Source organism: Collinsella intestinalis DSM 13280 (assembly GCF_000156175.1).
Taxonomy (GTDB): domain Bacteria; phylum Actinomycetota; class Coriobacteriia; order Coriobacteriales; family Coriobacteriaceae; genus Collinsella; species Collinsella intestinalis.
The window spans coordinates 638,039-659,661 of sequence record NZ_GG692710.1 but is presented as its reverse complement, the minus strand read 5'-3'; the positions used below and the strand labels follow the sequence as shown (position 1 = coordinate 659,661).

The following is a 21,623-nucleotide window of genomic DNA, read 5'->3' as shown; positions in this document are numbered from 1 at the left end:
AGCTGAAGTCGGCGAGGGGTCCGGACGCCTCGGCGAGCATATACGATTGACCACGATGAAAGGGAGCGCATCATGAGTTTCCGTGACAACCTGCTATATCTGCGTGATTCGCGTAACATGACCCAGGAACATCTCGCCATGCTGCTCGGCGTGACCCGTCAAGCGGTGAGCAAGTGGGAGGCTGGTGCCTCCACCCCTGACATGGACAAGCTGGTCCGCTTGTGCGAGATCTTCGAAGTCGACCTCGATGAGCTGATTCGCGGTGACGTGACGGTTAGGACTGTCAATCAGACGCTTGCCATCCCCGACGACGCGCCTGTGTCCGATGTGACCGGATACGATCCGCACATGAGGTCTCGGGCCCTGTTCATTGCGGGCGCTGCCGCCTTTTTGGTGTTCGGTGTGGGGAGCGTTGCGATGCTCGCGCGCGGCGGCGTCGGCCTTTTGCTGCTCGGTGGAGGTTGGGGGCCGGTTCTCAATCCTTATCCTTTCTATTTTCTGCTTACGGGTGCCGCGGGTGCACTCGCGTGCCTTGCGGTGGCCCACATCAGGCACGTCGCGTTTTGTCGCGCCCATCCGTTCGTGAGCAACTTCTACACCGATGACGATCACGAGCGTGCCTGTCGTCTGAGCGGGTTTTCGCGTATCGCGGCCTGTGCGCTCGTATGCTTCGGCGCCGTGATCGCGGTCATTCAGAGCGCACCGCTGCAACATGTGTCGGGAGGCCTGAGTTCGTTGGTGGTCTGCTGCGCGGCAGCGGCACTTGTTGCGATGTACGGTCGCCTCATGGCCCGCCGCATTGATATCGAGGCATATAACGAACGTGCCGAATTTCTGCATGGGAGATGTGACGTGCGCGTTCGATTTGCCCTATTGGTAGGGGCGGTGACGGTTGTCGCAGCGCTCGGTAGCCTCTTCTTCGTCCTCTCCGCATGGAGCCAGATTCTCATCTGGGGCGCCATCGCCATCGCGGTTGGATGGGTGTTCTTAACGGTGTTTCGCGAGTCCTAGGGGTGCCTTGCGGTGGCGCGGGCGGGGTTTCGCCCTCGCTCGCGTTGCCCGCCGCCGAACTGGGTATCATCCCTCCATATTGCACGCCGACCGCCCGGAAGGATTGATACCTCGATGAACCACGACGAGATTTTGGAGATGCTGAGGCGTTCCGGAGTGGAGGTGCCCGGCGGCTCCGAACGCAGTGCGGAGGAGCCCATCGATGTGGAAGTCGAGGTGGAGGACATCCCGGCGAGAGAGTCGAAGGACCCTGCGGGCGGCGAAGCGCCCAAGTCCGCCCGCGAGCGCAAGAAGGCCGCTCGCGCCAAGGAGAAGGCCGCGCGTGGGGAACATGTTCACAAAGGGCGCCCCGTCCCCCCGTTCATGGAGAAGCTCGCCCACTGGAGCCGTACGGCGCTCATCGTGGCGCTGATCGCACTCGGCATCGCCGCGCTCGTCTCGTATTGGTGGTTCCATCCGGCGCTCAACATCCACAGCCCGCGCGTGTGGAGCTGGATCATCCTCGTCGCAATATTCGCCGTGGTCGCCCTCAAGGTCGTGGCCCTGCGCTCCGCGCGCCATGCCACGCTGTTCAACCGGCTCGCGTACGTGCCGCTTGCGGTGATTCTTGCGTTCTTCGTCGGCCTCATCATGGGTGAGCCGTTCATCCCCGGCAACGCCGAGCGTTACGCCAACGTGCTCAAGACCACTGACGGCGATTTCGCCAAGGATATCGAGGAAGTTGACTATTCGGATGTCCCCGTGATCGATCGCGCTTCCGCGCAGTTGCTCGGCTCCCGCGCCATGGGTTCGATCCCCGAGTTCGTGAGCCAGTTCGAGATCAGTCCCGCCTACAGCCAGATCAACTATCAGGGTCGCCCGGTGCGTGTGAGCCCGCTCACCTATGCCGATCTTTTCAAGTGGCTGAGTCATCGCGGCACGGGTATCCCCGCGTACGTGCTCGTGGACATGGTCACGCAGGAGGCCGAGGTTGTGCGTCTGAAGGACCCGATCCGCTATTCCGAGAGCGAGCCGCTCGCGCGCAACATCGACCGCTACGTGCAGCTTAAGTACCCCACCTACATGTTCGATCAGAAGAGTTTCGAGCTCGACGAGAAGGGAACGCCCTGGTGGGTCTTTCCCGTGCAGAAGCGCACCATCGGCCTGTTCGAGGGCACCACGATCCAGCGCGTTGTTCTGGTGAACGCTTGCACCGGCGAGACTGAGGATTACGCGATTGAAGACTGCCCCACATGGGTCGACCGCGCCTATCCGAGCGACCTCATCATCCAGCAGTACAACTGGAGCGGCGCGTACAGGGGCGGTTGGCTCAACTCCTGGCTTGGCCAGCAGGGCGTGGTCCGCACCACGCTCGGCACCGACGGTGAGCTCGGCTACAACTACCTTGCCCAGGACGATGATATCTACCTGTACACGGGTGTGAGCTCCGTGACTGCCGACAGCTCGAATGTTGGCTTCATCCTGGTCAATCAGCGCACGGGAGAGTCGCATTACTATCCGGTGGCGGGCGCCACCGAGGATTCGGCCCAGGCGTCTGCCGAGGGTCAGGTGCAGAACCTCAAGTACGAAGCGACCTACCCGCTTCTGCTCAATGTCGCCGGGCAGCCGACCTATTTCATGGCGTTGAAAGACAATGCCGGCCTGGTCAAGATGTACGCCATGATCAACGTGGAGCATTACCAGAGCGTCGCCACGGGTTCCACGGTTGCGTCGACTCAGGAGAGCTACCTGCAGATGCTCGCCACATCCGGTGCGCTTTCCGGAGATGAGGCGGCGGCGAGCGGTGCGGAGGTCGAGGTCTCCGGCACCATCGCCTCCATTGCCCAGGCGGTCATCGACGGAAATTCGCACTTTTACGTCACGCTCGAGGGCGACTCGGCGATTTACGACTTCGCCTTGCCCGATATGTTGGAAATCGTCCGTCACAAGGTCGGGGATTCCATCACGTTCAATTGCGCCAAGGCGGTCGATGGATCGGATGGCGCCGCGGTTCGTTCCGTGACGAAGTTCGGCGCATCGCGCGCCTCTAAGAACGCAGATTCCGATGAGGGCGGTAGCGCACCAACGAGGACAGGGGGCGCTGCGGACGGCGACTCGCCCGCAGCTGCGGGCAATGCCGAGGGCGGTACCGCCTCGTAGGCGTTGGGGTGCCCACGGACGCGGTAACCGCGAGGAGTTCCCACACGCCCTCTGTGTCCGTTTTGCGGGGCCACTGCGCATCGACGGCGGTTTGGCCTCCTGGCGTCGGCGGGACTCGACGATCGTCGCCGCGTGCGGAAGCCTGAATATAGTCACAGAAATGCCAGCCTTCATCGGGCTGGCATTTTTTGTAGGGCTTTAGCCTGTACGGCGCGTCGATTTGGGCCGCGCGGCCGCGATGTGGCGGGATGAGCGGCTATGGCGCTGTTTCACTGATGTGCATAACTACACATCAAAGATGCGAGCAAATGAGCATAGCGGTAACGAAGGTGAAACAAACTGTATTAAACATACCAAAACATGCGAAAGTGTGTATACTCGTTCGCCAAGCAAAGCTTGCTTGAAATCAACGCCTCAGGGGAAAGGACACTCTCATGAAGAAGAAACTATTCGGCGCGACCGCCGCAACCCTCGCAATCGCCGGTGCGCTCGCGCTCGTCGGCTGCGGCGGTTCCCAGGACCCCGCGGCGGGCAGCGCCGCTGGCAAGGCAGGGGACGACGCGGCTTACACGTTGGTCGAGGACGGCACGTTCACCATCGGCACATCCGCCGAGTACGAGCCCTTCGAATATATGGAGGACGGCGAGTACAAGGGCTTCGACCTCGAGCTCGCCGAGCTCATCGCCGATGACCTGGACCTGGACTTCGAGATTGTCAACATGGATTTCGACGGCCTGTGCGCCGCCGTCGCGTCGGGCACCAAGATGGATGCCGCGTTCGGCGCCATCACCATCACGCCCAAGCGCGAGAAGCAGGTCGATTTCACGGATTCGTATTACATGGATGACCAGGCGATCGTCACCATGAAGGACAACGCCGATATCACGGGAGACAATTACGCCGATGCCCTCAATGTCGAAGGGGTGAAGATCGCCGTTCAGTCCGGTTCCACGGCCGAGGTGTTCGTCAACGAGAACTTCCCCGAGGCGACCGCGGTGCCGTTCAAGAACGCCACCGATTGCTTTGCCGCCCTGCAGTCCAACCAGGCCGTCGCTCTGGTGACCAACCGTTCCGTGGCCGCTCAGCTCACCGCTTCGAGCTTCGATAACGAGCAGGTCATCAAGCTGATCTCCACCGGCGAGGAATACGCCATCGCCGTGAGCAAGGACAATCCCGGCCTCAAGGACGCGATCAACGAGACGCTCGCCAAGTTCTCCGAGGATGGAACCATCGATGCCCTGATGGAGAAGTACAGCATCAAGTAGCCGCTTCGCATCGTGACGGCCCGCCCTCCCGTGCGCGAACGCGGGAGGGACTTTGCGGCGAGGTGCGATGCCGGTCGCGTGTCCGTTGGCGGCACGGCACTTTACGGCAGAGTGTCCCGCATGATTGAAAGAGGAAAGAGCCATGGATACCGGGATTTCTTTGACGAGGGGAACATCGGGCACGCCTCCTTGCGCGGCGCTCCGCATCGCGGCGCGCCTGTGCGTCGCGATGTGCCTCGTCTGGGTGGCGTTCGGGGTGACATGCGGCACGGGCGCCGTCCCTGCCCACGCACTCGAGGTCGAGAAGCTTACCTGCCAGCCCAACGGAGACGCGGGCAGTGAGGTCCTCGGCGGGACCGAGACGCGCATCACCTGGGAGGTCCAGGCGGATGCGGATGAGGAGCTCACGGGGCTCTCGCTCACCGTCCCCGAGGGTACGTCCTTCACAACCGAAGACCTCCGCCTCACCATGCTTTCAGGCGAGGACCTCATGGAGCGCGCGTTCATCGAACCCAAGATCAAGGTCGAGGGCGAGACGCTTGAGCTCGTGTTCCCCGAGGCGGCGCCGGCGGGGCGGTTCTTCCGAGTCGAGCTCTACGGTGTCGTCTTCCCCGCTACAGGCGGCGCGATGCAATGCGCGGGCTCCTATACGCTTGCGGATGGGCACGAGCATGACGTCGATGGCATTCCCGCGGTCGAGATCGAGGGTGTGACGCCGTTCGACCAGTTCAAGGCCTTCCTCGAGGAGCAGCCCTGGGTCGAGGTATGGAACTCCAACACGTTCTTGCGTCTGTTCTTCAACCCCGTGCTCATCGTAAGCAGTCTGCCCATCATCTTCGGCGGCTTTTTGATGTCGGTCGCCATCGTACTCGTTGCGTTCCCGCTGGCGATCCCGTTCGGCTTCCTGTTCGCGCTCATGCGCATCTCGAAGTCGCGCATCTTGCGCGCACTTGCGGCCGTGTACGTGAACCTCATCCGCGGCACACCGGCGTTCCTGCAGATCTACATCGCGTTCTTCGGCCTGCCGCTCGCCGGAGTCAACATCGATAACTACACGCTCGGCGTCATCGTCATGGCGATGAACTCCGCCGCCTATCTGTGCGAGATCTTCCGTGCGGGCATCCAGTCCATCCCCAAGGGTCAGTCGGAGGCCGCTCGTTCGCTGGGGATGAGCGCGGCCCAGACCATGGTCTCGATTATCATCCCGCAGACGTTCCGCAACGTGATTCCCACGCTCACCAGCGAGTTCATCTTGCTCTATAAGGACACGTCCCTACTCGCGGCGGTTGGTGTCATGGAGATCGTCATGTACGCGAAGACCATCGTGGCCACGACCGGGTCCATCACGCCCTATGTGGTCGCCGCTCTGTTCTACCTCGTGGTGACATTGCCGCTCGCTCGCGTGGTGAGCCTGCTCGAGTTGCGCCTCACCGGTGCCACGGCGGGCACCAATGCGGGCCCCCTCGGCAAGAAACCCGCCAAGAGCGCGGGGACCATGGTGCCCACGCCTGCCGACCATATCGCCAACCTGTAGGGAGTGCTTGAGATGACTGATGTGACGAAGCGCGACGCCGCGGTCGAGGGCGTACCCGTTGACGGGCGCGCGGATGCGGGCACCGGTGCCGGTGTTCAAGCGGCGCCCTCTGCTGGCGATGCCCCCGTGGTGCAGATTCGGGGACTGCACAAGGCGTACGGCGGCAACGAGGTCCTGCGCGGAATCGACCTGGACGTGCATCGCGGCGAGGTCGTCGTGGTGCTGGGGCCGTCGGGTTCCGGCAAGTCGACGATGCTGAGGTGCGTTAACCTGCTCGAGACGCCCACCGCGGGCTCGATCGTGGTCGAGGGTGTAGACATTACCGGGAAGGGCGTGGACATCAACAAGGTCCGCTCAACCTTGGGCATGGTGTTTCAGCAGTTCAACCTGTTCCCGCATCTCTCGGCGAAAAAGAACGTGATGATCGCGCAGCAAAAGGTGCTCAAGCGCAGCCGTGAGGAGGCCGAGCGCATCGCGGTCGAGGAGCTGGGGAAGGTCGGCCTTGCCGATCGCGTGGATTTTATGCCTTCTCAGCTTTCCGGCGGTCAGCAGCAGCGCGTCGCCATAGCGCGCGCCCTGGCCATGAACCCGCACGTCATGCTTTTCGACGAGGCGACGAGTGCGCTTGACCCCGAGCTCGTGCGCGACGTGTTGGGCGTCATGCGCGACTTGGCTCGCGAGGGGATGACCATGATCGTCGTCACGCACGAGATGCAGTTCGCCCGTGACGTCGCCGATCGCGTGGTGTTCATGGACGGGGGCGTTATCGTGGAGCAAGGGACTCCCGAGCAGGTGTTCGACCATCCGCAATCGGAACGAACCAAGGATTTCCTCGGCCATATCTCGTAGGCGAACATCGATTCCGTGCATGTGCCCCGAGCGCCCGGGTACCTTTGACATAATGGGTCGGGTACTCGAGCGCTCGGAGGCTTTTTCATGTTGCAGGTCATCATCTCTCCCGCAAAGCAGATGCAGGTGGCTCGTGATGGGTTTGCCCCACGTGGCATCCCGCCGCTTTCGGAGAAGACCGCCCACGTCATGGATGCCCTGCGCACAATCGAGCGTGAGCAGGGGGGCGAGGGGTTGCAAGCACTGTGGGGCGTCAACGACAGGTTGTTGGCCGAGAACATGGACCGCCTGCATAGCTATCGAGACATTGTCGACGCGAATCTCCTTGGGGATGCGGAACTGTCTCGCCTTGTCTCTCCCGCGATCTTCTCTTATGTGGGCATTCAATTCCGCAGCATGGCGCCGGACGTGCTCGACGCCGCCGCGCTCGAGTGGTTGCAGGGGCATCTGTGGGTGCTTTCCGCGCTCTATGGCTGCGTTCGACCGTTCGATGCTGTTCAGCCGTATCGCTTGGAGATGGGTGCCAAATTGTCCGTGGATGGGGAGAAGAATCTCTATGCGTTTTGGGGCGATTCGATCGCACGGGCCGTGTGTGCCGAGTTGGACGCACGGCCGGACGATGTGGTCGAAATTGTGAATCTGGCCAGCGTGGAGTATTCCAAGGCGGTGCTTCCGCATCGACCTGACGGAGCACGTGAGGTCACGTGCATCTTCGGTGAGGGTTTGCGCAACGGCAGGCCAATCCAGCGTTCGACCGCGAGCAAGATCGCGCGCGGCAGCATGGTTCGTTGGATGGCGGAGCGTGGAGTGCATCGCGCTGAGGAGCTTAAACACTTCGACGTTGGCTATACATTCGACCCCGATCTATCCCAGGGAGATGCGAAAGGGCAGACCCTTGTCTTCATGAGGGGATAGGCACGTCAGCTGGTTTGTCATCGGAATGTGTGAGAAGGCGCCTCGCGGCTCCCGGTATGAGGGGCTGCGAGGCGCCTTTCGGATGGGGCGCTGTCGTGCAAGCGGGTCCGGGCTACAAGGCGCTCTCGTAGATTTCCCGGGCGTCTTCCAGGGTGAGCTTGCGGAATGTGCCAAAGCTCTCTCCGCGGTTCACGCGCAGACCGCAGATCATCTGGTCGATGTCATCTTCTGCGATACCGAGCTCGCCGAGCGTGGAGGGCATACCCATGGACATGAAGAAGTCCTGCAGTTCGTCGATGGTCGCTTCGACGGCGTCATGTACAGCGCGCTCGGGCGTGATCTCCTCGTCGATGTCGGACAGGTCGTCCACCTCGGGGTCGATGGGTTCGATGCCGAACACCTCGGCGCCGAAGGTGAGGAAGCGCTCGGGATGGCTCTTCCACACATGGCGCATCCACGCGGGGAAGATGACGGCAAGGCCCGCGCCGTGCGTGATGCGCGGATCGACGGCCGAGACTTCATGTTCCATGCCGTGACAGGACCAGTCGCCGTCGCGCATGCCGGGGATGCCCAGACCGCAGCCTGCCAGGCCGTTATGTGCGAGTGTGCCGATCCACATGAGCTCGGCTCGCGCATCGTAGCTCTCGGGTTCGTCCATCACGATGCGGGCCGCATCGATGGCTGCGCGGATGAGGCCGCAGGCGATGTTGTCGGTCGCGCCCACCTCTGGCTCTCCGGAGAAAAAGCGCTCCATGATGTGGGCGATCATGTCGGTCACCCCCGCCGCCGTCTGATACGGCGGGAGGGTGAAGGTGAGTTCGGGATCCAGGAAGGCAATCTTGGGGCGGATGAGCTCGCTGTTGCAGCCGCTCTTGAGCCCCTCGGCGTCATTGCTGATGACGCAGGAGTTGGAGGCCTCGGAGCCGGAGGCGGGGATGGTCACCACGGTCGCGATCGGCAGGCAGTGCTCGACGGTTGCCTTTTTGGACCAGAAGTCCCAGGCATCGCCGGTATAGCCCGTGGCGATTGCGATCCCCTTGGCGCAGTCCATTGCCGAGCCGCCGCCGACTGGCAAGACTATGTCGACCTGCTCGCGCTCGGCGAGCGCCGCGCCCTCGCGCACGAGGGCGATCTCGGGATTGGGGCGCACGCCGCCCAGTTCTACATGGGACACGCCGGCGGCGTCGAGTGAGGCCTTTACGCGGTCGAGCGTGCCCGTGCGGACCACGGAGCCCTGGCCGTATACGATCAGGGCGCGGCGATATCCGGCTTCCGCCAGCTCGGCGCCGACCGTATCGGTGACGCCGCGGCCGAATACGAACTTGGTGGGGGAGCAGAAGGTGAAATTGTTCATGGATGTCCTTTCCTGTCGGGCTCTCCGACGCGCAGGTTCTTAAAAGCCGAGGTCCTCTCCGACGAGGATGACGTGGATGCGCCCATCGTGGCGCGAGTGGCGGGTGATGACCTCCTGGCAGCACATGCATTTCTCGGCGTGGCAGTTCGAGCAGACGCCGGCGAGTTCGCACGGGGTGCCGGTGTGTAGGCGCGCGGCGTTGAGCGGGCATGTGACGGTGCGGATGCGTTTGAGCCCGCTTTCGACATCCGCCACGACTTTGTTCATGCCGGCGATGACGCAGACATGCTTGGGACCATGGAGCAACAGAGCGAGGCGGTTGGCGTTGCCGTCGATGTTGACGAGTTCGCCGTCGAGTGTGATGGCGTTGGTGCCCATGAAGAACCAGTCTGCGCCGACCTGTTCGCGCCACATGGCATCTTGCTCCTCAGGCGTGGTGGCCTGCGAGCGGTCGATCATGCGGTGACCGTCGGCCTCCAGGGCCGCTTTGATGCCGCTTTCGGAAAACGAGACGCTTCCGCCCCAGGTGACGCTTTGGCCCGGTTCTACGAGGTCGCGTGCGAGCTCGACCGCCTCTGCGGCGGTATGGCGGTAGTGGCCGGTCATGTTGCGAATCGCGAGTTTCTTGATGATGTGCTCCGCGGTGGTGCGGCGTGCGGTCCTCTTCACATCTTCCATGCTGCCTCCTCGGCTTGGTGTGCGGTGCGGGTTGTGGGGGGGGGTAGCTTGGCAGCTCCATCTCCCGTAAGCCCGATCTGTTCCATTGTGGCACGACTCCGGTGCCGGTGGTGCTAGCGTTTGATGGTCAAGATGTCATCGAAGCCGATGACGGTCTTTACGATCTGTATTCGCCGAAACGCAAAGTCGATGCGGGCGACGATGCCCGACACGGTGCGGTAGGTGTCCCAGTCGTAATAGGTCACGCGCACCAGATCGCCTTTTTTCACCTGCATGATCGTGCGGGAAAGGGCCAGGGCCTCCTCCTCGGTGAGCTCGTGGCGGGGCTCGGTGATGCGCTCCTGCTGCCGCGCGAGCTCGTAGTAGCCGGTGAGGGCGGCGAAGGGCATGAACTGGGCCGCTCTGCTCGCCCTCGGTTTGCCGTTTGCCGTCAGCGGACCCGCGCCCGCGGCCTCTTGTGCATTCATGTGATCACGCATGGTGTCCTCCCACCTGTTCGTTGCGCTCGCGCCCCGTCGCCTCGGGGCGCAGGCTCCGCCCCATGACGAGTGCGTTTTTTCCATACCGTCCCTTCACGTCGATGATGGCGCGCTGCAGTTCCCGTTCCCGGGCCTCTGCCTCGACGTCGGTGAAGAGGTCGATGGTGGCCAACTCCTCGGGGAGCAGGTCGCCAAAGCCGATGTTCAGCCGCTTGATGGGGCGGCGGGGGTCGACCGACTCGGCGAACAGGCGCTCGAAGTATTCTTGAAGCTTGCGGCGCGAGTTCGTTCGCTCCTGCAGCTTGCGTTGCTTACCCGCGTGCGCGTATGCGCCTCTCCCGCCGGCCGGTCTCGTTCCATGTTCCCCGGTGAATGCCCCCGCGCGCCGCGCGCCCTCGGCGTAGAGGTCGCGTTCGCGATCGCCGTTCCGCGTGGGTTCGACGCGGTTCTCGCCTGGCCGCGGTGTGATGCGAGGGATGTCCTCCGCGGTGGTGCTGCGCCGATGGCCGCAGCCGTCCACGTACGACGCGCTGCCGCTTACGTCGAGTCTTCGAAGCTCGCGGACCTCGCTGCCATAGCCCACATGCAGTGAGATCGAACTGGCTACCACGCCCCGTTCGACGAGCTCGAGCACCGAGGCTTCCACCATCTCGCGGAGCACGGTGAGCGCTTCGTCGTAGCTGTAGTTGCGGGAGAGCACCTGCCCGTTCACCATGGAGGTCGCCTGTGGGCGGTACGCCTGGATTTCGGCGATGGTGCAGGGTTCGATGCCGTGCGCATGGTCTATGAGGTATTCGGCATTCACGCCGAACTCACGGTAGAGGATGCGGGAGTCGAGCGCGGCGACGCCCATGAGGTCGTAGACGCGGTACTTCGCAAGGCGCTCGGCGGTGCCCGGACCGATTCCCCATATATCCGTGATGGGGCGATGGCGCCAGATATCTTGCCTGAAGCGCTCCTCGTCCAGTTCGCCGATGCCGTCATCCTCATGCTTGGCCGTGATGTCGAGTGCGACTTTCGCCAGGAAGAGATTGGGCCCGATGCCCGCGGTCGCTGTGATGCCGGTGCGGGCGAGCACGGCGCCGCGCAGTTCATCGGCGAACTCGCGCGCTGTGAGGCCGTAGAGTGACAGATAGGATGTCGCGTCGATGAAGCACTCGTCGATCGAGTAGACGTGGACGTCCAGGGGGCTCACATATTCAAGGTAGATGCCGTAGATGCGCGCCGAGATCTCCATGTAGTGGCGCATACGGGGCGGGGCTGCGATGTAGTCGATGTTTTGGGGAATCTCGAAGAGACGGCAGCGGTTGCGTATGCCGAGCTTTTTCATGGCCGGGCTGATCGCCAGGCAGATGGTGGTGCGGCCACGTGAGGTGTCGGCCACGACGAGGTTTTGCGTGAACGGATCGAGCCCGCGCGCGGCGCATTCGACGGAGGCGTAGAACGTCTTTAGGTCTATGCAGATGTAGGTGCGTTCACGGCCGAGTGCTCCCGCTGCCGGCTTTCCCATCGGATCCTCCCATCGAACATGTGTTCCGAACTTCTGTTCGATGATATGGTCCCGTGCGGACAGAGTCAAACGCGTCGCGTGCCTGTGGGTTTGGCGAAGGTTCGCTGCTCGTGCGCGGGCGCGGGTACAATCCCGCCATGGAATTGGCACAACATGTTCGATGGACGCGCTGCCCGGCGGAGGTTTTATGACTGAGGAGAAGCAATCGACTGGTTTGGGAGATGGCATCGCATGCATGGGCGATATCGCGCAGCGGCTGTGCGAGAACAGGCGGTTCGTCATCGTGTCGGTGTGCCTGCTCGTGTTCCTCATCCTGCTCAGCCGTGTGCTGGCGGGCGAGATCATGGCGCTCGACCGCTCGGCCATCGCGCTTATGGTCGGGCATGTTCGCACGGCATGGCTGACCCCCATCATGGAGATGGTCTCGTTTTTGGTCACGCCGGTGCCGCTTTTCGCCTGTATATTCGCCGTGACGCTCGCCGGGCGCTCGCGTGGCCTGAAGGGCCTGGGCTGGTTTTGCACGGTCAACCTTGCGGGATCCACCATTCTCAACCAGCTGCTAAAGTTCGCAATCCAGCGTCCCCGCCCCGATGTCTCCCTGCGTTTGGTCGAGATCGGCGGCTTTAGCTTCCCCTCCGGCCACTCCATGGCGGCCATGGCGTTCTTCGGGCTGTTCATCTGGCTTACCTGGCGCTACGTGCGCGACCGTCGTGCGCGCGCCGGATTGACCGCGTGTCTGTGCGTGATGATTGCCGCCGTCGGCTTCTCCCGTGTGTACCTGGGTGTTCATTACGCCTCGGACGTGCTCGGCGGTTTCTGCGCGTCCCTCATCTGGCTGGCGGTCTACACCAAGGTGGCCGGGCCGATGCTGACCGCGGCGAAACGTGTGGGCTAAAGCCCCGTCTGCCAAGGCCCCGTTTGCTCATCGGCCGTTCAAATGCGACGTTTGTCCGCTGCGCTTCCGTCCGCTGGGGCGGGTACAATAGGCGTCGTGAATGACGAACAGTTCAGGAGGCTCGCATGGACGAGGTCAAGGCCGCTTGCCAGGCAACGAGTGAGATCGCGGTGAGCGACGGGTATCTGCGCATCGCCGCGGCCACGCCCAAGATCCGCGTGGGGGATGTGGCCGGCAACGCCGCCGCCATTCTCGAGTGTGTCGACGCGGCCGTTCGTGCCGGTGCGCGCGTGTTGGCCTTGCCCGAGCTCTGCCTCACGGGTTATACCTGCGGTGACCTGTTCCACGACCGCGCCCTGCTGCGCGCAGCTGAGTCCGCGCTCTCCGGCTTGCTCGAGGACACATCCGACACACCGCTGCTGTTCACCGTGGGCCTACCCGTGGCGCATCGTGAGAACGTCTATAACTGCGTCGCCGCATGCTGCGCGGGGCGCCTGCTGGGTCTCACCGTCAAGCGCCACCTGCCCAATTACGGCGAGTTTTACGAGCAGCGCTGGTTCGCGCCCGCGCCCGTGAACGGGTCGGGGTTCATCCCGTTCGCCGGCCAGGACTCCGTGCCTCTCATGGGCGGCATCGTCTACACCTGTTCCGACCCCGGCCTCGAGGACGTGCGCATCGGCGTCGAGGTCTGCGAGGACCTGTGGGTCCCCAACCCGCCCTCGGTTGACATGGCGCTTTCCGGCGGCGCGACGGTCATTCTGAACGCGAGCGCGTCGAGTGAGATCTTGGGCAAGTCGGCGTACCGCCGCAGCCTCGTGTCTGGTCAGAGCGCGCGCCTGTACTGCGCCTACGCCTACGCCAACGCGGGCGAGGGTGAGTCCACCACCGACCTCGTCTTCTCGGGCGAGAACCTCATCGCTGAGAACGGCTCGATCGTGGCGAGCACTTCGCTGTTCTCGCGCGAGATGGCCGTGGCCGATGTGGATCTGGAGAAGCTCATGGCCGAGCGTCGGCGCTCCAACACGTGGCGCGCCGGGGAGTGGTGCATGAACCATCTGCAGATAATCGATTTCAGCTTCACGGAGACCAGCGGGGGCGTCTCTGCTGCCTGCGAGTCCATCACAGAAGCGTCGGATCAGCCCACGGTCCTTCCCGCCGAGGACACCGAGCTGCTGCTCAATTCTGCCCTCGATGTGCTGCGCCCCGCACCGCGCACTCCGTTTGTGCCCACGGATCCCGCGCGTCGCGCCGCGTGCTGCGAGGAGATCTTGGACCTACAGGCCGCCGGTCTCAAGACGCGCCTTGCCCATACCGGTACCCACTCGGCCGTGATCGGCCTGTCGGGCGGCCTCGATTCCACGCTCGCCCTGCTCGTCACGGTGCGCGCCTTCGATATGCTGGGGTTGCCCCGCACGGGCGTCCATGCGGTGTCCATGCCCGGCTTCGGCACGACGGGCCGCACCAAGTCCAACGCCGAGCGCCTGGCCGAGCAACTGGGCGTCGACTTTCGCACCATCGCGATCGGCGAGGCTGTGCGCGCGCACTTCACCGACATCGGTCACGATCCGAGCGTGACGGATGTCACCTATGAGAATGCTCAGGCCCGCGAGCGCACGCAGGTCCTCATGGACCTTTCCAACGAGCTCGGCGGCTTCGTGATCGGCACGGGCGACCTGTCCGAGCTCGCGCTCGGTTGGGCCACCTACAACGCCGACCATATGAGTATGTACGGCGTGAACGCCGGTGTGCCCAAGACGCTCGTGCGCCATCTGGTGTCGCACGCCGCCGATTCGTTGGGCGGGGAGACGGCCGCGATCTTGCGCGATATCCTCGACACGCCCGTCTCACCCGAGCTATTGCCGCCTACGGGCGACGGTGAGATCGCGCAGTGCACCGAGGAGCTCGTCGGCCCGTATGAACTGCACGATTTCTTCTTGTTCCACATGATGCGCTATGGCTTTGCTCCGGGCAAGATCTACCGCATGGCGTGCCGCACCTTCGCCGAGCTCGGCTCGGACGGGGCGCCCGCCTACGAGCCTGCGACGATCCTGTATTGGCTGCGCACGTTCTACCGCCGGTTCTTCGCCCAGCAGTTCAAGCGCAGCTGCCTGCCCGACGGCCCCAAGGTCGGTTCCGTGAGCGTGAGCCCCCGCGGTGATTGGCGTATGCCGAGCGACGCCTCCGCGGCCCTCTGGCTCGAGGAGGTCGACAGCCTGAGCGCGTAGGCGCCCACGTCTTTTTGCCTCCCATCCGGCCGGCGGGACAGGGTTATTCCATCTCCTTGTCGGGTTGGATGAGCTCCTCGTAACCGCTGATGCGGTCGCGGGCCCCCGGCATGACGGAAAGCAGGAAGCTGTAGATGACCTCGATGATCAGCGTCGCCGAGATTTTGGAGAACGTGAAGTCGACAGTCGTGAGAAGAGCTTCGTAATTGACGGTGCGCAGCACGATGTCCGCCAGGCGCGCGAGGGGCGCGTTCTCGTTTCCGCAGATGAGGATGACGGTCGCGCCTCCGTGTTTGGCCGCGCGTAGGATGCGCTCGAGTCGCTGGGACTTGCCCGAATTCGAGACCAGCACCAGCACATCGTCCTTGCCCATGGTGAGGGCGAGCGAGGTCGAGCTCTCCGTGATGGTGTTCGCGACGCAACGGATGCCGAGCTGGCCGAACTTGATGGCCGCGTCGATGGCGACGGCGTTCGTGTTACCCACGGCGGCGAACATGACGAGTCCCGCACGTCGGAATAGATCGACGACGCGGCGCAGCGTATCGGGGTCGAGCGCATCGAGCGTCGCCTCGATCTCGCGCTGCTTGGCGTGCTTGATGTTGGCGAGGGATTGCTCGATGTCATCGAGGGTGACTTCGCCCGTCACGCGCTCATCGCCCTCGCGGGCCGCAAGGTCGCGTGCGAGGGAGAATTGGAACGAGCGGTAATTCTTGAATCCAAGTTTCTTGCAGAAGCGCGAGACAGACGCTTCTGAGGTGCTGCTCGCACGAGCGAGCTGGGCAGATGTCATCTGGGGCGCACGCTCGGTATTGGCCAGGATAAAGTCGACGATGTGCTGCTCGCTGTCGAGGAACTGCCGCGAAGATGTGATGAGCGGCAGGGCGCTGGGCAATTCGGTGATCGTGGACATGGTTCCTCCTCGGGTTCATATATAACTAGGATACCCAATGATTGATTTCTTTCATCATCAATCAGATGAATGGAAGTTTCATACCGTTCATCGGCGCTGAAGTACCTTTCACGGAAAGATGCAGGCGTGAAAGAAAGCCATCAAATGCCCGCGTGATAGATTGTTCCTGTCAACAAGCACCAAAGGGGTGCACGAGTATAAGGGAGGGAATATGGCAGAGAAGTACGACATCGTCGCTGCCACGGGCTGCCCCACGGGCATCGCCCACACCTTCATGGCGAAGGAGGCGCTCGAGAAGGCCGCGGCCGAGCGAGGCCTCACCATCAAGGTCGAGACGCACGGCCAGGTGGGCGTTGAGAATGAGCTCACCGCCGCCGAGATCGCCGGCGCTCGCGCCGTCGTGGTCGCCGCCGATAAGGACGTCCATGCCGAGCGCTTCGCCGGCAAGCCCATGGTTTCCGTGGGCGTGTCCCGCGCCATTGCCGTCGAGGCCGCAGGCAAGCTGATCGACGACGCCCTGGTCGCCAAGGCCGATCCGAGTCTGGCCGTTGCCGTCGAGTCCGCCGAGGCCACCGGTGAGAAGGAGTCTTTCGGTCATCAGCTTTACAAGCACCTTATGAACGGCGTCTCCCACATGCTGGTGTTCGTCGTCGCCGGCGGCGTACTCACCGCGCTGTCCTTCCTGTGGGGCATCACGTCCTTCGATTCCACCGCGGCCGACTACAACAGCTTCGCCGCGATGCTCAAGATCATCGGCGGTGTGGCCATGGGCCTCATGGTTCCGGTGCTCTCCGCCTATATCGCCGAGTCCATCGGTAAGCGCCCGGCGCTCGTTCCCGGCTTCGTCGCCGGCATGATCGCCATCCAGGGCCTGCCCGTCAACGCCACAACCGGCATGATCGACGCCGGCGGTGCGGGCGTGGGCTTCGGCTTCCTTGGCGGTATCGTGGGCGGCTTCCTGGCCGGCTACGTCATCCTGCTGCTCGAGAAGGTCTTCGCCAAGCTCCCGGCCAACCTCAACGGCCTTAAGGCGATCTTCCTCTACCCGCTGTTCTCCACGCTCATCGTCGGCCTGGTCATGCTCGCCATCTCCGGTCCCATGTCCGCCATCAACACCGCGATGATGGACTTCCTCAAGGGCCTGTCCGCCTCCGGCGCTATCGTGCTCGGCCTTGCGATCGGTTGCATGTGCTCCGTCGATATGGGTGGCCCGGTCAACAAGGCCGCCTACGTCACCGGCACCGCCATGCTCACCGAGGCCCTCGCCGCCGGTGTGGGCACCGAGACCTACAACTTCGGTACCAACTTCATGGCCGCCGTCTCCGCCGCGTGCATCGTCCCGCCGCTGATCACCACCTTCGCGGTCGTCGTGGGCAAGAAGTATTTCTCCCAGGAGGACCATGACGCCGGTATCGTGAACTTCATCCTGGGTTGCACCCACATCACCGAGGGCGCCATCCCGTTCATGACCAAGAACATCTGGCCGGTCATGCCCATCATGATGATCGGTTCCTCCATCGCCTCCATCCTGAGCCTCATGTTCGGTGTCCACGACCCCGCGCCCCACGGCGGCTTCCTGGTCCTGCCCGTCGTCGAGAACGCCCCCATGTGGGTGCTCGCCATCGCCATCGGCACCGTTGTGGGCGGTATCCTGTTCGTCGCCTTCAAGAAGCACGAGTGGACGAAGGCCCAGAAGGCCGCTGAGACCGAGGTCGCCACGGCAGAGGTTGCCGCCATCGAGGCTGAGCAGGCTTCCGACGAGGGCTTCGTCAAGGCTTCCGACGTGCTCTGCGGCCAGACGGTCGAGAATCGCGACGCCGCCCTGGCCCTTATCTCCGAGCGCGCCGTCGAGGCGGGTATCGCCGAGGACTCCGCCGCCCTGTACGCCGCCTTCCTCAAGCGAGAGGCAGAGGGCACCACGGGCATGGTTGAGGGCTTCGCCATCCCGCATGCCAAGTCCGATACGGTGAAGACCGCCCAGGTCATGGTGCTGAAGAGCTCCGAGGGCATCGCCTCCTGGGAGACCATGGACGAGTCCCCGGTCACCTGCGCCATCGCCCTTCTCGTTCCCGAATCCGAGGCGGGCACCTCCCACCTGCAGATTCTTTCCAAGGTGGCTACGGCCCTGACTGATGAGGCCTTCCGCGCCGCCGTCAAGTCGACCGACGACCCCGCTGCGATCGCCAAGCTCATCAACGAGCGCCTCGCGTAAACAGTTATCGTGTTTGCCCGGCGGTGCCCTGTCGCACCGTCGGGCAACCTGTACGATTTGGGGGAGGTTTTGGCGGTCTTTCCTTTGTGCGGCCTCTTCCCCGAGGGGCTTTCCTGCGGAAACGCCGGCATTCGAGCGGCGTATATCCTTCAAGCACCCCAAAACCTTCCCCAAAACGTACAGATATGTTTTGGGCAGCCCGGATTCATGTGGTTGGGCGCCTCACGTGCCTTCTTTTTCTGTTTCACGGCGACATTGCGGTGATTCACGGCAGCTTCGAGAAAGGGAACACCTTGATTTACACTCTCACCCCCAATCCGGCCATCGACTACAACATCTCCTGCGATGGCCTGCAGCCCAATACGGTCACGCGTACGCGCGATGCCGTGTACACTCCCAACGGCAAGGGGCTGAACGTCTCCTTCACGCTCAATCACTACGGCGTGGACACCGCAATCCTCGGCTTTTTCGCCGGCTTTTCCGGCCGTTACATCGTCGAAGGCGCCCGCGAGCTCGGGGTCGACGTTCATCCCGTTTGGACTGAGGGCATTACGCGCGTGAACGTTTTCCTGAATGCGGGTCCCGATACCGAGTACAACATGGTGAACTCCGGCGCCGCCATCACCGATGCGGACGAGAGTGCCATGTTCGAGCTCATCGATGGGCTCGAGGACCTCGATTGCCTGGCGATCTCGGGTTCGCTGCCGCCGAATGCCTCCGAGGGCTTCCTGCGAGGCGCCATCGAGCGCGTCCGTGCCCGCGGGGCGCAGTTCGTGCTCGACATCTCAAGCCCCCAGCTCGCCGACCTGCTCGGACTCGAGCCCCTGCTCATCAAGCCCAACGATGATGAGCTGCGTGATATCTTCGGCATCGACGTCCATGCCGGCGACGAGGAATCCGTTGCCGCCGCCATGGCCGAGCTGCATGCCCGCGGGGCGCAAAATGTCCTGCTCACCCTGGGTGGATCGGGCGCGTACTTCTCGAACGGCGAGCACATCTGGTTTGCCAACCGCACCTTCGAGGTCGAGGTCCGTTCCACGGTGTGCGCCGGCGACTCTTCGCTTGCGGCCTTCCTGTCCATTTGGTTCTCCGAGCGCGACCGCGTGGAGGATGCATTGCGCCGTTCCATGGCAACCGGTGCCAATGTGGTCGAATGCGCCGGCCTGGGCGATTTCGCGCACGTTGAGGAATATGAGAAGGGCATTGAGGTCCGCCTGCTGAAGTAGGGACTCCCGTCGCCGGACGACCGTGGTTTCGGCGAGATACATGGCGTATAGTCAAAGGGGAAAGGGGCTTTCGGCCCCTTTTCTCATACGAGCGAATCCGCCATGTCCGACGCCATCTGTGAGAAAGGAACAGCCCATGCAGTTTTCTCATCGCCTCGACCGCTTCGGCGCCGAGGTCTTCTCGTCCCTAAACGCCCGTCGCGTCGCGCTTGAGGAGCAGGGCCGTACCATCTACAACCTGTCCGTGGGCACCCCCGACTTCACGCCGTACCCGCACGTGGTCGAGGCTCTCACGCAGGCCGCCCAGGACCCGCAGATGTGGAAGTACTCGCTACGCGACCTGCCCGAGCTCAAGCAGGCTGTTTGCGATTACTACGAGCGCCGCTTTGGTGTCGCGGGAATCACGCCCGACATGGTCGCTTCTTGCAACGGCACTCAGGAGGGCGTCGGTCACTTGGGCCTGGCGCTGTTGAATCCTGGTGACACGATCCTCGTGCCCGATCCGTGTTACCCCGTCTTCGAGGCGGGTGCCAAGATCGCCGACGCCGAGCTCGCGTATTACCCGCTCGACGCCGAGCACGATTTCCTACCGTATGTCGCCGGCATCGATCCCGAGATTGCCGACCGCGCCAAGTACATGATCGTGTCGCTTCCCGCCAACCCCGTGGGATCGGTGGGTAACGACGCCCTGTACGACGAGATCATCGCGTTCGCCCGTGAGCACGACCTGCTCATCGTGCACGACAACGCCTATTCCGACATCGTGTTCGACGGTCCCGCCGGCGGTACGTTCCTGGCGCACCCCGGTGCGCTCGAGGTGGGCGTCGAGTTCTTCTCCCTCTCCAAGTCCTTCAACGTCACGGGCGCGCGCATCGGTTTTCTGGTGGGACGCCCTGACGTGGTCGCCGCTTTCACCAAGCTGCGCAGTCAGATCGACTTCGGCATGTTCATGCCCATCCAGAAGGCGGCGATTGCCGCGCTCGAGGGCCCGCTCGAGGAGGTCGAGGCGCAGCGCCTTAGGTACCAGGAGCGCCGCGACGCCCTGTGCGACGGTCTTGAGCGTTTGGGCTGGGAGCGCCCGAACGCGCACGGTTCCATGTTCGTGTGGGTGAAGCTGCCCGGCGGCCGAATCGATTCGATGGCGTTCTGCGAGGAGCTCATGGAGAAGGCCGGCGTTATCGTGACCCCGGGAGCGAGTTTCGGCCCCCATGGCGAGGGATATGTCCGCATGGCGCTCGTGCTGCCTCCCGAGGGGCTTGAGCGCGCCGTTTCCGCAATCGAAGAAGCGGGTATTTTGGGCTAGCCTTGCGAGGGATTGTTCTATAATCGAGTTCACGCCTAAACACAAGGATAATTCGGCGAACGATGCCGAATATCCCGTGGCCTGTCCAAAACGGGCAGACTGTATCGCCCATCGATGCGATGGGGGAAAGGAAGAGTAAACATGGTGAACGATCGCAAGGTTGCCGTCGTCGGTTGCGGCTTCGTCGGTTCCTCCTCGGCTTTCGCGCTCATGCAGAGCGGCCTGTTCTCCGAGATGGTCCTGATCGACGTCGATCGCGCTCGCGCCGAGGGCGAGGCCCTCGACATCGCGCACGGCGTGTCCTTTGGCAATCCCATGAAGATCTATGCCGGTGATTACTCCGACGTCTCCGACGCCGCCGTGATCGTGGTCACCGCCGGCGCCGCCCAGAAGCCCGGCGAGACCCGTCTCGACCTCGTGAACAAGAACATTTCCATCTTCGGCAGCATCATCCCGCAGATCCGCGAGAGCGGCTTCAACGGCATCCTGCTCATCGTCTCCAACCCGGTCGACGTCCTCACGTATGCCGCCATCAAGATGAGCGGCCTGCCCGAGGGCCAGGTCATCGGCTCCGGCACCGTGCTGGACACCGCCCGCCTCAAGTACATGCTCGGCGAGCACCTCGATGTCGACCCTCGCGACGTCCATGCCTACATCGTGGGCGAGCACGGCGACTCCGAGGTCGCCGCGTGGTCCAGCGCCACGGTTGCCGGCGTGCCGCTGTCCACCTACTGTGAGCTGCACGGCCACTATAACCACGAGGAGTCCGAGCGCCGTATCGCCGACGAGGTGAAGAACAGCGCTTACGAGATCATCGAGAAGAAGCGCGCCACCTACTACGGCATCGCCATGTCCGTCCGCCGCATCTGCACCGCCATCATGCGTGATGAGGATTGCGTCCTGCCCGTTTCCAGCCTCATGGTGGGCGAGTACGGCCTGAACGACCTGTGCATCTCCGTGCCGACCGTCGTCGGTCGCAACGGCGTGGTTACGCGCGTGCCCGTCTCTCTGTCCGAGGAGGAGAACGCCGAGTTCCAGAAGTCCGCTGCGGCCCTCAAGGCCATCGTCGACGAGGCCGGTCTGAACGACTAGTCATCGACGCCAACACGGCGGGTACT

At 63.3% G+C, this 21,623-nt stretch carries 17 protein-coding genes; 12 read left to right on the top strand and 5 right to left on the bottom strand.

Annotated elements, in window-relative coordinates; genetic code table 11:
- Positions 1-72: 72 nt before the first annotated feature.
- The 6 genes from COLINT_RS03055 to COLINT_RS03030 all read left to right on the top strand — a co-directional run bounded on the left by COLINT_RS03055 (position 73) and on the right by COLINT_RS03030 (position 7,713).
- On the top strand, positions 73-1,011 hold the full coding sequence (locus COLINT_RS03055) for a helix-turn-helix domain-containing protein (protein ID WP_006722877.1): 939 nt from the start codon (positions 73-75) through the stop codon (positions 1,009-1,011).
- Positions 1,012-1,125: 114 nt separating this feature from the next.
- Positions 1,126-3,150, top strand: a complete 2,025-nt coding sequence (locus tag COLINT_RS03050) for a voltage-gated chloride channel family protein (protein WP_006722876.1) — start codon at positions 1,126-1,128, stop codon at positions 3,148-3,150.
- A gap of 434 nt (positions 3,151-3,584) precedes the next feature.
- Positions 3,585-4,415, top strand: coding sequence for an ABC transporter substrate-binding protein (locus COLINT_RS03045; protein ID WP_006722874.1), 831 nt, complete (start codon positions 3,585-3,587; stop codon positions 4,413-4,415).
- Between the two features lie 142 nt (positions 4,416-4,557).
- Positions 4,558-5,949, top strand: a complete 1,392-nt coding sequence (locus tag COLINT_RS03040; RefSeq protein WP_006722873.1) for an amino acid ABC transporter permease — start codon at positions 4,558-4,560, stop codon at positions 5,947-5,949.
- A gap of 12 nt (positions 5,950-5,961) precedes the next feature.
- Positions 5,962-6,798, top strand: a complete 837-nt coding sequence (locus COLINT_RS03035; RefSeq protein ID WP_006722872.1) for an amino acid ABC transporter ATP-binding protein — start codon at positions 5,962-5,964, stop codon at positions 6,796-6,798.
- An 87-nt stretch (positions 6,799-6,885) separates the two neighbouring features.
- Entirely contained in the window at positions 6,886-7,713 is an 828-nt protein-coding gene (locus tag COLINT_RS03030; RefSeq protein ID WP_006722871.1) for a YaaA family protein, read from the top strand.
- Positions 7,714-7,825: 112 nt separating this feature from the next.
- Here the strand turns inward: COLINT_RS03030 and COLINT_RS03025 are convergent, their stop codons facing one another.
- From COLINT_RS03025 to COLINT_RS03010, 4 genes are all read right to left on the bottom strand, one after another.
- Positions 7,826-9,067, bottom strand: a complete 1,242-nt coding sequence (locus COLINT_RS03025; protein WP_006722870.1) for an iron-containing alcohol dehydrogenase — start codon at positions 9,065-9,067, stop codon at positions 7,826-7,828.
- 39 nt (positions 9,068-9,106) lie between these two features.
- Positions 9,107-9,745: a lactate utilization protein gene (locus COLINT_RS03020; protein WP_006722869.1), complete on the bottom strand. Its 639-nt coding sequence runs from the start codon at positions 9,743-9,745 to the stop codon at positions 9,107-9,109.
- Between the two features lie 113 nt (positions 9,746-9,858).
- A complete protein-coding gene (locus COLINT_RS03015; RefSeq protein WP_050750559.1) occupies positions 9,859-10,212 on the bottom strand; it encodes a YolD-like family protein in 354 nt (117 codons plus the stop codon).
- A gap of 4 nt (positions 10,213-10,216) precedes the next feature.
- Positions 10,217-11,734 carry a Y-family DNA polymerase gene (locus COLINT_RS03010; RefSeq protein WP_006722867.1) on the bottom strand — a complete coding sequence of 506 codons (1,518 nt, stop codon included), beginning with the start codon at positions 11,732-11,734 and terminating at the stop codon, positions 10,217-10,219.
- A 187-nt stretch (positions 11,735-11,921) separates the two neighbouring features.
- On the opposite strand from COLINT_RS03010, the gene COLINT_RS03005 reads away from it, so the two are divergent.
- Together COLINT_RS03005 and COLINT_RS03000 are read left to right on the top strand one after the other, a co-directional pair.
- Entirely contained in the window at positions 11,922-12,629 is a 708-nt protein-coding gene (locus COLINT_RS03005; RefSeq protein WP_169302866.1) for a phosphatase PAP2 family protein, read from the top strand.
- Positions 12,630-12,754: 125 nt separating this feature from the next.
- Positions 12,755-14,854, top strand: a complete 2,100-nt coding sequence (locus COLINT_RS03000; RefSeq protein ID WP_006722865.1) for an NAD(+) synthase — start codon at positions 12,755-12,757, stop codon at positions 14,852-14,854.
- A gap of 43 nt (positions 14,855-14,897) precedes the next feature.
- Here the strand turns inward: COLINT_RS03000 and COLINT_RS02995 are convergent, their stop codons facing one another.
- Entirely contained in the window at positions 14,898-15,764 is an 867-nt protein-coding gene (locus COLINT_RS02995; protein ID WP_006722864.1) for a MurR/RpiR family transcriptional regulator, read from the bottom strand.
- A 211-nt stretch (positions 15,765-15,975) separates the two neighbouring features.
- On the opposite strand from COLINT_RS02995, the gene COLINT_RS02990 reads away from it, so the two are divergent.
- From COLINT_RS02990 to COLINT_RS02975, 4 genes are all read left to right on the top strand, one after another.
- Positions 15,976-17,976 (top strand): fructose-specific PTS transporter subunit EIIC, encoded by a 2,001-nt coding sequence (locus tag COLINT_RS02990; protein ID WP_006722863.1) that lies wholly within the window; start codon positions 15,976-15,978, stop codon positions 17,974-17,976.
- 293 nt (positions 17,977-18,269) lie between these two features.
- On the top strand, positions 18,270-19,202 hold the full coding sequence (locus tag COLINT_RS02985; protein WP_039910295.1) for a 1-phosphofructokinase family hexose kinase: 933 nt from the start codon (positions 18,270-18,272) through the stop codon (positions 19,200-19,202).
- A gap of 136 nt (positions 19,203-19,338) precedes the next feature.
- Positions 19,339-20,505 carry a pyridoxal phosphate-dependent aminotransferase gene (locus tag COLINT_RS02980; RefSeq protein WP_006722861.1) on the top strand — a complete coding sequence of 389 codons (1,167 nt, stop codon included), beginning with the start codon at positions 19,339-19,341 and terminating at the stop codon, positions 20,503-20,505.
- Positions 20,506-20,646: 141 nt separating this feature from the next.
- The gene (locus COLINT_RS02975) at positions 20,647-21,597 is read left to right on the top strand and encodes an L-lactate dehydrogenase (protein WP_006722860.1); all 951 of its coding nucleotides are present in this window, start codon (positions 20,647-20,649) and stop codon (positions 21,595-21,597) included.
- Positions 21,598-21,623: the final 26 nt, after the last annotated feature.

Excerpts from the sequence above, each read along its gene's own strand:
- COLINT_RS03055 (WP_006722877.1), top strand. The coding sequence starts at position 73 with ATGAGTTTCCGTGACAACCTGCTATATCTGCGTGATTCGCGTAACATG.
- COLINT_RS03050 (WP_006722876.1), top strand. The coding sequence starts at position 1,126 with ATGAACCACGACGAGATTTTGGAGATGCTGAGGCGTTCCGGAGTGGAG.
- COLINT_RS03045 (WP_006722874.1), top strand. The coding sequence starts at position 3,585 with ATGAAGAAGAAACTATTCGGCGCGACCGCCGCAACCCTCGCAATCGCC.
- COLINT_RS03040 (WP_006722873.1), top strand. The coding sequence starts at position 4,558 with ATGGATACCGGGATTTCTTTGACGAGGGGAACATCGGGCACGCCTCCT.
- COLINT_RS03035 (WP_006722872.1), top strand. The coding sequence starts at position 5,962 with ATGACTGATGTGACGAAGCGCGACGCCGCGGTCGAGGGCGTACCCGTT.
- COLINT_RS03030 (WP_006722871.1), top strand. The coding sequence starts at position 6,886 with ATGTTGCAGGTCATCATCTCTCCCGCAAAGCAGATGCAGGTGGCTCGT.
- COLINT_RS03025 (WP_006722870.1), bottom strand. The coding sequence starts at position 9,067 with ATGAACAATTTCACCTTCTGCTCCCCCACCAAGTTCGTATTCGGCCGC.
- COLINT_RS03020 (WP_006722869.1), bottom strand. The coding sequence starts at position 9,745 with ATGGAAGATGTGAAGAGGACCGCACGCCGCACCACCGCGGAGCACATC.
- COLINT_RS03015 (WP_050750559.1), bottom strand. The coding sequence starts at position 10,212 with ATGAATGCACAAGAGGCCGCGGGCGCGGGTCCGCTGACGGCAAACGGC.
- COLINT_RS03010 (WP_006722867.1), bottom strand. The coding sequence starts at position 11,734 with ATGGGAAAGCCGGCAGCGGGAGCACTCGGCCGTGAACGCACCTACATC.
- COLINT_RS03005 (WP_169302866.1), top strand. The coding sequence starts at position 11,922 with ATGACTGAGGAGAAGCAATCGACTGGTTTGGGAGATGGCATCGCATGC.
- COLINT_RS03000 (WP_006722865.1), top strand. The coding sequence starts at position 12,755 with ATGGACGAGGTCAAGGCCGCTTGCCAGGCAACGAGTGAGATCGCGGTG.
- COLINT_RS02995 (WP_006722864.1), bottom strand. The coding sequence starts at position 15,764 with ATGTCCACGATCACCGAATTGCCCAGCGCCCTGCCGCTCATCACATCT.
- COLINT_RS02990 (WP_006722863.1), top strand. The coding sequence starts at position 15,976 with ATGGCAGAGAAGTACGACATCGTCGCTGCCACGGGCTGCCCCACGGGC.
- COLINT_RS02980 (WP_006722861.1), top strand. The coding sequence starts at position 19,339 with ATGCAGTTTTCTCATCGCCTCGACCGCTTCGGCGCCGAGGTCTTCTCG.
- COLINT_RS02975 (WP_006722860.1), top strand. The coding sequence starts at position 20,647 with ATGGTGAACGATCGCAAGGTTGCCGTCGTCGGTTGCGGCTTCGTCGGT.